This is a genomic window from Bacteroidota bacterium (assembly GCA_018692315.1).
Classification (GTDB): domain Bacteria; phylum Bacteroidota; class Bacteroidia; order Bacteroidales; family JABHKC01; genus JABHKC01.
On sequence record JABHKC010000122.1, the window covers coordinates 22,403 to 34,767 of the forward strand.

Annotated in this window: 8 protein-coding genes; 1 reads left to right on the forward strand and 7 read right to left on the reverse strand. The window is 33.3% G+C overall.

Annotated features, from left to right (window positions below; all coding sequences use genetic code 11):
• Positions 1-9: 9 nt before the first annotated feature.
• Together HN894_09650 and HN894_09655 are read right to left on the reverse strand one after the other, a co-directional pair.
• Positions 10-2,712 carry a DNRLRE domain-containing protein gene (locus HN894_09650; protein ID MBT7143592.1) on the reverse strand — a complete coding sequence of 901 codons (2,703 nt, stop codon included), beginning with the start codon at positions 2,710-2,712 and terminating at the stop codon, positions 10-12.
• Positions 2,713-2,820: 108 nt separating this feature from the next.
• Positions 2,821-5,478: a DNRLRE domain-containing protein gene (locus HN894_09655; GenBank protein MBT7143593.1), complete on the reverse strand. Its 2,658-nt coding sequence runs from the start codon at positions 5,476-5,478 to the stop codon at positions 2,821-2,823.
• 332 nt (positions 5,479-5,810) lie between these two features.
• Between HN894_09655 and HN894_09660 the strand changes: the two genes are divergently transcribed.
• A complete protein-coding gene (locus tag HN894_09660; GenBank protein MBT7143594.1) occupies positions 5,811-6,644 on the forward strand; it encodes a 4-(cytidine 5'-diphospho)-2-C-methyl-D-erythritol kinase in 834 nt (277 codons plus the stop codon).
• Between the two features lie 65 nt (positions 6,645-6,709).
• On the opposite strand, the gene HN894_09665 is transcribed toward HN894_09660, so the two are convergent.
• The 5 genes from HN894_09665 to HN894_09685 all read right to left on the reverse strand — a co-directional run bounded on the left by HN894_09665 (position 6,710) and on the right by HN894_09685 (position 12,257).
• Positions 6,710-7,039, reverse strand: a complete 330-nt coding sequence (locus HN894_09665; GenBank protein ID MBT7143595.1) for an acetyl-CoA carboxylase biotin carboxyl carrier protein subunit — start codon at positions 7,037-7,039, stop codon at positions 6,710-6,712.
• 77 nt (positions 7,040-7,116) lie between these two features.
• Positions 7,117-8,661: an acyl-CoA carboxylase subunit beta gene (locus tag HN894_09670; GenBank protein MBT7143596.1), complete on the reverse strand. Its 1,545-nt coding sequence runs from the start codon at positions 8,659-8,661 to the stop codon at positions 7,117-7,119.
• Between the two features lie 143 nt (positions 8,662-8,804).
• A complete protein-coding gene (arsM, locus tag HN894_09675; GenBank protein ID MBT7143597.1) occupies positions 8,805-9,596 on the reverse strand; it encodes an arsenite methyltransferase in 792 nt (263 codons plus the stop codon).
• A gap of 306 nt (positions 9,597-9,902) precedes the next feature.
• Positions 9,903-11,828, reverse strand: coding sequence for a hypothetical protein (locus HN894_09680; GenBank protein MBT7143598.1), 1,926 nt, complete (start codon positions 11,826-11,828; stop codon positions 9,903-9,905).
• Positions 11,829-11,981: 153 nt separating this feature from the next.
• Positions 11,982-12,257, reverse strand: a complete 276-nt coding sequence (locus tag HN894_09685; protein MBT7143599.1) for a hypothetical protein — start codon at positions 12,255-12,257, stop codon at positions 11,982-11,984.
• Between the last annotated feature and the right edge of the window lie 108 nt (positions 12,258-12,365).

Below are 12,365 nucleotides of genomic sequence, written 5' to 3' on the forward strand. Positions count from 1 at the left end.
AATAAATTATCAATTCGCAAGATAAGTAAAAACAACCGAATTTAAAGTTTTTATTTGATAGCCTTCACCAGGAATCATATTGACAATATTATTTATGCCAAATGAAGGCCAATAAATAAGTCCATTGCCGTTTTTCACAATCACAATTTCGTTCACTATTGGTGCTAACATAGATTCTATTAATGCCTGAGATTGCCGCAAATATCCAATAAAACTCCAATTTTGCAGGATTGTAATTGGGCTGAGTTCTGGAACCGAAGCATTTCCATAAACAACAAGCGTTTGTGGAGAGTTCATTTTTATTTGGTAGCCTTCACCTAACACTAAATCTCCAATATTGTTCAATCCGAAAAGTGGCCAATAAACCATTCCGTTTGTATTTTTTACAAGAATAATTTCAGGAAATAAATAATTCATCACACTATCAATGTTCGATTGAAATGGGTTCATATAAGTTGAAATAATACTCCAACCGGTTTGCATATTTATTACTTGGTTTTCTGTCAAATAAATTATTATTGAATCACTTGCAGAACAATTATTACTATCTGTAACCATTACTGAAAAATAGTTTGCTCCTGAATTTATCAAAGAACTATCTACCAAAATTGTTTGGTTTGTCTGGCCGTTGCTCCATAAATATGAAATAAATCCTGCACCGGCATCAATCGTATAAATTTGTGAAAACCCAATAGTTGTATCGTTTCCAAGATATGTTACGGGATTTTGAACTAATGAAACATTTATGCTATCTCCCTCAGTATCTTCGCATTCATTTGTAACTGCTACATAATATAATCCTAAATTTGAAATTGTTATTTGCTGGGAAGTTTCTCCTGTTGACCAGAAAAAATCGTTTCCGGGATTTCCAGCATTTAGTTCAAAGGTGTTGCCTTCGCATAAAACAGTATCATTTCCAAGATTAACCAGAGGAACTGGAAATATATCAATCTCAAAAGTATCAGAATCAATACATCCGGAGTATGCAACATCTACAAAAATGGTCATTGCAAAATCCGGCATAATAGTAACAGCTTGATTTGTAGCACCATCAGACCAAAGAAAAATTGCGCCCGGATTACCGGCATCAAGAAAAATACTGTCTTTTTCACAAACTGTAGTGTCTTCGCCAAGAAAAACTGAAGGAGACGGAAGGGGAGTAATTAGTATAGAATCTGAATCTGAACATCCAAAATTATCAACTAAAACGCTGAAAATAGTTGGTGTACCGGGCGATGCAAATATTGTTTGATTAGTATCGCCGTTCGACCATAAAATACTTAATCCAGTGTTTTGCGCATCAAGAAAAACAGAATCTCCTTCGCATATTGTAGTATCGTTTCCGAGATTTACAATTGGTTGTGGAACTGCATTAATATTCACAATTTCGGTAGCAAAACCACATTCATTATTTACAACAATGCTGTACAATCCACTTGTGGTCACTGTAATACTTTGAGTAGTTTCACCGGTTGACCAAAAATAGTTTGAGCCTGGATTTCCGGCATCAAGAATTGCTGAACCACCATTACAAAAACTAATATTATTGTTAAAATTTACCGAAGGAGCAGGTGTAACTTGAACATATACAGAATCAATAATAAATCCGCAACCATCAGAGATTGTAACATAATACATACCTGAATTTGTAACCAAAATTGAATCAACATATTGGTCGGTTGACCAATAATAGTTTGTCCCCGTCCCTCCTACAATCAAAATCAAAGAGTCGCCATAACAAATTGTAGTATCTCCAAATAAATTCGAAATGGGCAAATTGGCTATTTCTACTAAAATTGTATCATAAGATTCGCAGGCTGAAGTGTCTGTTATTGTAATATAATATTCAGTAGTAAATAAGGGACTTACAGAAATTGTTTGAGTAGTCTCGCCTGTTGACCACAAATAGCTTGCAGCGAAATTTCCCGCATCTAAAAGCAAAGTATCGGTTTGGCAAATTAAAGTGTCGTTGCCAAGATTTATGGGTTGTGCTGCACAAGCATTATAATACACAACCAACTTTGGGTGCTTCGTACTATCCGAGTGATCGCTTGATGCAAAAACTAATCTACGATAGTAACTTGCAGTTTGCATTTGCAATTTGAAACCAAAACCTGTTGTAGGATTATCTATAATATCCTGTATCAAATTCGAAACATCTAAGTTTTCATAATCTTGAGTTAAACTTGTAGATTGAGGCATTATGACCTGATTTTGGGTAGTAGTAGCCGGCGCTGTATTCCATGTTACTGTTTGCTCGTTCCACGGTTGAATTACTCTTTGAATTAAGGTAGCGTTTGATCCGCTCGGACTCCAATGGTCGGGTTCGGAAGGAGTTGGAGAAAAATATAATGAAAAGAAAGCACTATCAATAGTCGCTCCAAAAGGAATTGAGCTTAAATCAAACTCAATTAATTGATGCAAGTGCCCAGATCCACTATTGCCGCTATTCCAAGTCCATTCTGAAATTTGAAAATCTGAACAATTTCCAAAATTGCTTGTATTAGAAGGCCCAAAAGTTCCGGTTTGAGAAGAAAGATACCAAAGTTTAGCATCTTTTCCATTAGCAGAACTAGGTTGAAGAACCAAAGGAGATTGCGCTATTGATAGATTTACTATTAAAATATTTGAAATAAAAAAAACAAGTAAACATAATTGACTTATTTTCAGATACCGCACAATATTCAAAAATGCCTCAGTTCTATTTTTCATAATTTGCTGTATTTATTTCTACAAATTTATGAAATATAAAACTCTTTATACCATTTTAACTAAATAAATCTCCAAAAAACAAATATATGTAAGATTAAAACAAACTTTCTAATTAGCGGGATAAGTTAAAATAACATTATTCACTAATTTTATTTGATAACCTTCGCCTGGCACCATATTTACAATTGCATTTAAATTATACAGAGGCCAATAAACAAATCCGTTTCCGTTTTTAACTAATACAATTTCATTCTCTATTGGAGCTAACATAGTTTCTATAGAAGCCTGTGTTTGCCTTAAATATCCGATGAAACTCCAACCTTGCGGGAATGTAATTGGAGAAAGTTCTGGTAGCACTGCATTTCCATAAACAATAAGTGTTTGTGGCGAATTTACTTTAACTTGATAGCCTTCGCCGATTACCATATCTCCAATGCTATTCAAAGCATAAAGAGGCCAATAAGTCATTCCGTAAGAGTTTTTAACCAAGATAATTTCTGAAGCCAAATAGTTCATTACGCTGTCGATGTTTGGCTGAAAAGGAACCATATAAGTCGAAATAATATTCCAACCACTTTGCATATTAATAGCCTGTTTATCAATCATATAAATAAATATTGAATCGGTACTATAACAATAATTTGTATCGGCAACTAAAACTGAAAAATAATTTGCTCCATAATTTAACAATGAGCTATCTAAGGAAATAGTTTGGTTTGTTTCGCCATTGCTCCATAAATATGAAATGTATCCTGTTCCGGCATCTACGGTATAAACTTGCGAAAAACAAATAGTTGTATCGTTTCCAAGATTAACTTCAGATTGTTGAGCAAAATTTACAATTATAGTATCGCCGGCAACATCTTCGCACTGATTAGTTGAGTTAACTGTATAAAATCCTGAATTTGTGATAATTATTTGCTCGGTGGTTTCGCCTGTTGACCATAAATATTCATTACCTGAATTCCCTGCATCTAATTCAAATACATTCCCATCACATAAAACTGTATCGTTTCCCAAATTTATTTGAGATATTGGGAAAATATTTATTTCAAAAGTATCTGTTTCTGTGCAGCCAAAGCTTGAAACATTTACAAAAACAGTCATAGAAAAATCAGGCATAAAGGTAGCGGTCTGATTTGTCGAACTATCAGACAAAAAAAAAGTTGATTCTGGATTTCCAGCATCAAGAAAAATACTGTCTTTTTCACAAACTGTTGTGTCTTCGCCAAGAAAAACTGTTGGTGAAGGTTGTGGCGCAATAAGAATAGAGTCAGTTGCTAAACAACCAAAATTATCGATAAGAACACTATAAATAGTAGGTAGATTTGGAATTGCCAGTATAGATTGCGTAGAATCTCCATTTGACCAGAAAAAATTCATCCCCTGATTTTGTGCATTTAGTAAAACGCTTTCCCCTGCACAGATTATAGTATCATTTCCAAGATTTACATAGGGTGTCGCAATAGATAAAACAGAAACACTATCAACAACAATTCCACATTCGTTACTAACAACTAAACTATATACTCCTGAAGAATTAACCTCAATATTTTCAGTTGTTTCACCTGTTGACCATAAATATTCTGAACCAGGATTGCCAGCCTCAAGGATTACTGAATCGCCAAAACAAATGTTTATTTCATTTGTTAAATATAAGTTTGGTGTTATAATTACATCAACATTTACAGAATCAGTAATAAAACCACAACCATTTGAAATTGAAACATAATAAATTCCTGAATTAGAAACAGCTATAGAGTCAACATATTCATCAGTGGACCAATAGTAGGAAGCATTTGCATCTCCCACAATTAATATTACAGAATCTCCTGAGCAAATCGTTGTGTCTTCAATCAAATTTGAAACCGGAGAACTATTTACCTCTACCATTATCGAATCGTAGCTTGAGCAAGCATTATCTACCACAGTAACAAAATATTCTGTTGTAAACATAGGATTTACAGTAATTGCCTGAGTTGTTTCACCTGTTGACCACAAAAAACTACTTGCTCCAGAATTTCCTGCATCCAATTGCAAAGTGTCTATTCCACAAATTAAGGTATCATCGCCAATATTAACTGTTGGTGCAAGACAATTGGAATAATAAACCACAAGTTTTGGGTGCACCGATGCGTCTAAATTATCACTTGAAGCAAAAACTAACTTCCTATAAGCACTTGCAATTTGCATACTTATTCTAAAGCCAAATCCTTCTGTCGGATTATCAAGCATATCCTGAACCAAAGATGTAACTACAATATTTTCATAGTTTTGAGTAGGGCTTGTTGATTGTAGTAAAACCACCTGATTTTGCACACTATAATTTGGAGCATTATCCCAGGTAACCACTAATTCATTCCAAGGTTGAATTATCCTTTGAACTAAACCAGCATTAGAACCTGACAAGTTAAAATGAGTTCCTTGTATTGAGTTTACATCATGATACAGGAATAAAAATGCACTATCGATTGTCGTGCCCAAGGGAATTGAGGATAGGTTAAATTGAACCAAGCTAGCTATACTTCCTGGGAATCTTCTCCAATTCCATGCAGCTGCGACAAAATCAGTACTATTCCCGTAGTTTGTAGTATTGGTAGGTCCGAAATTTGCTAAGTTTTGATTACTTAAATACCAAATCGTAGCATCTTTTCCAGCAATAGCATTTGGTTGTAGAGTTAAAACCGTTTGAGAATTTGCATTCTTACCTATTCCAAAGATGGATAAAACGAAAAAAACTATAATCCAAATTCTCTTTGCTTTCATAATAAACTTATTATTTATACTTCCTTAAATCACTTTTAAAATATAACTATACAATGTTGCATATTAAACTCTGTAATAATTACATTTTTGTAATCTAAGCAAATATATAATAATTATAATCAAATACAAATATTTTATGAAACATTTAACTTTTGTACCATTAAATTACTAATTTTAACTTTCAAAAAAAGACACTATATAAAAGCAAACAGCAAAACTTCATTATGAAACCTCATTTTAAAAAAGATTTACATTTTTTCAGTCATAAAATAATATTTTATAAATAAATACAATTCTAACATATACTTTTGTACAGAATTAATAAAAATACTATGATTTGTTTCCCAAATGCAAAAATAAATATTGGATTAAATATAATTCATAAAAGAAACGATGGATTCCATAACATTGAATCTGTATTTCTTCCAATTCAGCTTTGTGATATTTTAGATTTTGTTGAGATTCAAAAAGATACTAAAAAAAATACCTACCTTGAAATTTCTGGAATTCAAATTGATGGAGAAAACCAAGACAATCTGATCATGAGAGCTTATAGACTGTTGGCTAATGAATTCAATTTACCCGAATTAGAAATTCATTTACACAAAAAAATTCCTATGCAAGCTGGTTTGGGCGGGGGATCAGCAGATGCTGCATTTTTGCTAAATTGTTTGAATAGAAAGTATAACTTAGGTTTAAGTTTGGCAAACTTAAAACGTTATGCTTCACAAATAGGTGCTGATTGTTCTTTTTTCGTAGAAAATAAAGCGGCTTTTGTTTCCGGAAAAGGTGAGATTCTTGAATCAATTGATATTGATTTGTCAAAAAATAATATCGTAATAGTTAAAACGAATATAAACGTTTCTACTGCTGAGGCATATGCTGGAGTTATTCCCAACAAGCCAAAATATCCTTTGAAGGAATTGATAAAATCGCCTATATCAGAATGGAAGAATAAAATTCATAACGATTTTGAAGATGGCATTTTTTCAAGCAACAGTAAATTGAAAGAGATAAAACAAAAACTCTATGATTTAGGTGCCGAATATGCTTCAATGTCGGGAAGTGGTTCAGCAATTTATGGCATTTTCGATAAGGAAATTTGCATCCAAAAACAATTTAAAGATTGTTTCGTTTGGCGAGGTAAAGTAATTTCGAATTACTAATTCATACTTAGAAATTAACAATCAGACAATTTTGGACAAAAATATGTTTTGAGAACTAAAAGCAATTATTCAAACTCAATAAGAAGTTCGTTTTTAGGAACTGCTTGCCCTTCAGCAACATGAATCTTTTTTATTTTCCCGTTAAATGGAGCCAATAGTTTGTTCTGCATTTTCATAGCTTCAATGATAAGAAGTTTGCTGCCTTTCTTGACCTTTTGATCATTCTTAACAAATAATTTCAAAATGGTTCCTGGAATAAATGCAGCTAATTTTTTCTCATCAGGCTTTTCCCAATTTTTGCGATTCTCGAATTTCTTTGAAAATTGAGTAATATATTTACCCCCATCAATAATAATCGATTTATTTTTTGGCTTTATTTCAGTTTCTTTTTCCATGATTATTTCTGTTCATTATTAAATAATCTTTTCATTACATAAATACAAAATATTGGCAATCTTCGTTCCGAAGTTTTTTAGAATGGTGGGATTCCATGTTTTTTGTTTGGAATTGGAACTGCTTTATTTACAGAAACTTCTATTGCATGAAGCAAGAATTTTCTGGTTTCAACAGGCTCAATAACAGTATCGACATATCCTTTCGCAGCAGCAACATATGGATTTGCAAATTTCTCTTTATATTCTTTAACCTTAAGTTTTCGCATTTCTTCAGGATTTTCTGCCTCTGAAATTTCTTTTCTGAAAATGATATTTGCTGCTCCTTCAGGTCCCATAACTGCAATTTCAGCAGCCGGCCATGCAAAAACAAAATCGGCTCGCAAATGTCTCGAATTCATTGCAATATATCCTCCACCATAAGCTTTTCTGAGAATAACTGAAATCTTTGGAACAGAGGCTTCACAATAAGCATAAAGTATCTTTGCTCCGTGCCTAATAACTCCTGCATGTTCTTGATCAACGCCCGGCAGATAACCTGGCAAATCGACCAAAGTAACAATTGGAATACTAAATGCATTGCAAAATCTGATGAAACGGGCTGCTTTATCAGAAGAATCAACATCAAGAACTCCGGCTAATACCAATGGTTGGTTCGCTACAAAGCCAATTGTTTCGCCATCTAATCGGCCAAAACCTATTACTATGTTTTGTGCCCAATCTTTTTGTATTTCGAAAAAATCGGAATCGTCAACCAGAGATTTTATTACATCTAATATATCGTATGGTTGCTTTGGATCTGATGGAACAATATTTTCGATTTTGTATTCCCGCAAAGGTTTTTTCGATGGAAATGGTCTGGCTTTTTGCTTATTATTCCATGGAATAAATTTGATAAGTCTTTTTATTTGATCGAAACATTCACTTTCTGTTTTAGCAAAAAAATGAGCATTTCCTGTAATTTGGCTATGTACTTTTGCTCCTCCAAGTTCTTCCATCGAAATTTCTTCACCGAGTACAGTCTTAATTACTTCAGGACCTGTAATGAACATTTTCGATATATTTTCAACCACAAAAACAAAATCTGTGAGAGCAGGAGAATATACTGCACCTCCTGCACAAGGACCTAAAATTACTGAAATTTGAGGTATTACACCGGAAGCCAGAGTATTCCTGAAAAATATCTCACCATAGCCGGCCAAAGAATTTACTCCTTCCTGAACTCTTGCCCCACCCGAATCATTAATTCCAATTAAAGGAACACGCATTTTCATAGCATGATCCATAATTTTTGTAATTTTACGGGCGTGCATCAAGCCTAATGAACCTCCTGCTACTGTAAAATCTTGTGCATAAATACAAACAGGCGCTCCATAAATTTTTCCGGTACCAATAATTACTCCGTCGCCATGCAGAGTTTTTTTATCCATATTAAAATCTCTGGCTTCGTGAGCTACAAAAAGGTCGTATTCGTGAAACGATTCTTTATCGAGAAGTGTTAAAATTCTTGTTCTCGCTGTAAGCTTTCCTAATGCTGCTTGTTTAGCAATAGCTTTTTCTCCGCCCCCTTGAAATACTTCTTCTTTCCTTTTCTGAAGTTCCCGAATTTTACGTTTAAGTCCCATTTTATATATTCTTAGTTATACACAAATATTTATATTTTTTCTACATTTTCTGAAAAAGAAAAAGCTTCAAAAGTATTATTTTTTTTTAAACCAAATTATTTCTTTTTATCATGAAAAAATTAGTCTATTAAATCCTAATATTTTCATTTTTCAGCACAAACTGTGATGCTTAGAATTTTTGCATCACTATTAAGGTAAATCTCATACTCTTCTAGCGAAAGGTACTGTTTTACAAGTCCTTCGGGTAATATGTAAAGTTTCTCATCAAGAATTTTTACATTTTTAAATCCCGATTTTTCAATAATATTTAAATAGTCCTGTTTGTTGATTGCACCTGCGACACAACCGACATATAATGAAGCCGATTTTCTTAACTTATCGGGCAAATTTCCCGAGACTACAATATCAGAGATGCTAAATTTCCCATGCTCTTTCAAAATCCTGTGAACCTCTGAAAAGGCTTTGTTCTTGTCAGGGACAAGATTCATAACACAATTACTAATCACAATATCAGCAGACTTGTTTTCCACAGGAAGTTTTTCAATGTCTCCATAACGAAATTCGACATTTTTATATCCAAGCTTTTTGTTATTCTCATTGGCTTTAACTATCATAGCCTCAGTAAAATCAACACCAATAACTTTGCCTGTTTCACCAACAAATCTCCTTGCAACAAAAGCATCGTTTCCGGCACCAGAGCCCAAATCAACAACTGTGTCGCCTTTTTTTATGCTGACAAATCCGGTTGGAATTCCGCAACCAAGACCATAATCAGCATCTTTTTCGTAACCAGAAATTTCTGAATAATCCTTACTAAAATCAGTACTTCCATCAGGGAAAATATTATCGGTACCACATCCGCAACAACAGGATTTTTCTGATTGTACTATTTCTGCATATTTTTCTTTTACTGTATCTTTAATTTCTTTCGGCATAATATTTTTTTGTTAATCACTTTATTTTGATTATAACTTCAAGCAATAAAAATACAAAGATACTCAAAACAATTCGTTGGAAAAGTTCCAATAATTGAGTCCACTCCGAAAAATAAAAAAAACGGAATTAAGTCATCAGATGAATTTGTCAATTAACAAATTAACAGATAGCAAAATACCAGGACTTTGCAAAAATATTCATCTGATGACTTTTCGGAGTAGTTCCAATAATTTGTATTTATGAAACATCCCGAAAGTTTCGAAACTTTCGGGATGATTTTTTAATTAGTAATTCGTCATTAGTAATTAATTCGCCGGATATAGTAAAGTATCCGCTGCCGTCATTTTTATTTGGTAGCCTTCGCCGGGATTCATGTTTCCTATGTTGTTGATGCCATACAAGGGCCAATAAACCAGGCCATTGCCATTTTTTACAACATATACATTTGAAGAAATATTGGCAAGCATAGTACCAATGTCTCCGGGGTTTTGGCGGAGGTAGCCATTTATATTCCAGCCTGACTGTAAGTTCAATGGTGTTGTTTCGGGCACAACAGCTATGCCGTTTACTTCAAGGATATTAAAATTGTACATTTTTATAATATAACCTTCTCCAATTTGTAAATTACCAATTGTGTTTACATTATATATTGGCCAAAAAGTTTCTCCAATTTCATTTTTCATAAGAACCATATCGGCGGCTACATCGTCAAAAACTGAATCGCAATCGGGCACATAAGGATCAACATAGCTCGAAATTATTGACCAACCCAGATTTAGATTTACAAAATGTTTGGTGTGGTCGGGGACGTATTGTGTGGCTTTTAGAAGGAAAACATCAAGATCGCCATTGTAATAAAAATAGCCGGGTGAGGTCAGGCTGTCAAATTGAACAGACATTCCTATAAATTTGCCTGCAACAAATATCTCAAAATCATTATTAACAGAAATATTTGTGGGATAAACAGTATGTGATGTGCTGAAAGGAGTTATCCATTGTTTAACACCATCCATACTAAACTTGCAAATAAATGGAGCTAAATCAGGATTATCAACAAATGGGTATATTGTATCTGAAGCAAAGTATATAGTATTAAAACTATTTGGTATGTGAAACGAAAAATAAACATTGTCATCTTTATCACAACTAACAACCGGATATCTATAAGCATCAAGCCAACCAACATTATTTGTGTATTTCGACCAAAACAAGCTGCCACTTGAGTTAAATTTTGCCAAAAATGAATTATCATTATTAAATCCTGTACCTGAAATAGTTGACCATATTGTATCATTATTTATTAAAAATGTTGTACTATTTGATCTTCCACAAAGCAGGATATTGTTTGAACTATCGACCTCTAAATCAAACAAATTGTTCGCATCATCTCCCCCAAAAGGAACATTCCAAAGCAGATTTCCATTTGCGTTAAATTTTAATAGATAGGCGGTATAATTACCGCTTGAAGGTAAAATGCTACCACCAACATTAAAAGGCACTACACTTCCCCTTTCTATATAGTAGATATTTCCATATTCATCTACCACAAGATCAGTGGGCTCATTATCAACAGAACTGTATATTCTCTTTATCCAAAGCTCATTGCCAAGCGAATCGTATTTTGCTATAAAAGCATCTTCGGTTCCTGAATTGCCGATTGTTGTGCCTGCGAAGGTTAGTGAGGGGCTATCGTAATAGCCAGCAATTATAATACTACCATCCATATCTATTGCTAATTTAGTAGGATAATCGTCACCATATCCTCCAAAATAATACATTCCAATGGGATTGCCGGTAGTATCTTGCTTTGCTATAAAAATATCATTTGTTCCAGTAAATGGATTTAAAGTAGTAGATCCATACGAAATAGGCCAATTTGTGTATATATTTAATGTGGAATAAATGAAATTCTTATGTATTTTGCAATCATATATATTGTTATACAATACATTAGCTATTTCGAAAGCAGAATTATTAGTTCCTGCATTATTATAATTAAATAAGTAATTACTGCTTCCAATTAAAATAGTATCCATCGTATGTATAGTGTCTGACAAAGCTGCACCTGGAGAGTTTGTTACTAATTTGCATGAGTTATTGTCTAAGGTTAATAAAATGGGTTTATCATCATTTTCATTTCCCATTGTTCTAAGCCAGTCATAAGAAGTAATTTGTGAAAAACCAAAAAAATAATAAAAAATAAGGGAGAATATTAGTATATGTTTTTTCATACTTTTAATATTAAATTTAAAATAACAAAAATAATAAAATACATATAAGTCAAGGTTTGAAAAGGAAAGAATCAAACCTTGACTTAAGAAATGGGTCTAATACTTGAAAACTTTCCAAAAGTTTTTGAACTTTTGGAAAGATGCTGCTAAAATCTAATTCGCCGGATAAAGCAAAGTATCAGCCGCCAGCATTTTTATTTGGTAGCCTTCGCCCGGGTTCATATTTCCAATATTGTTGATGCCATATATTGGCCAATAGAGTTGACCATTGCCATTTTTTACAATATATACATTAGATGATATTGTTGTAAGCATACTATCAATTGTCCCGCTGTTTTGTCGAAGGTAGCCAATTATATTCCAATCTTGCTGCAGAGCAATAGGCGACCACTCAGGAACATCATAGGATTTAAGGCTCAGTTGAGCCAAAAAAAAATGCGAAAAAGTTGATATTTTTTTCGCATTTTTTTTGAAGCTATAATGTATGGATACTTCCGCTCAATTGAGTTTTAAATCATGTTGGGCTAAGCCACTGAA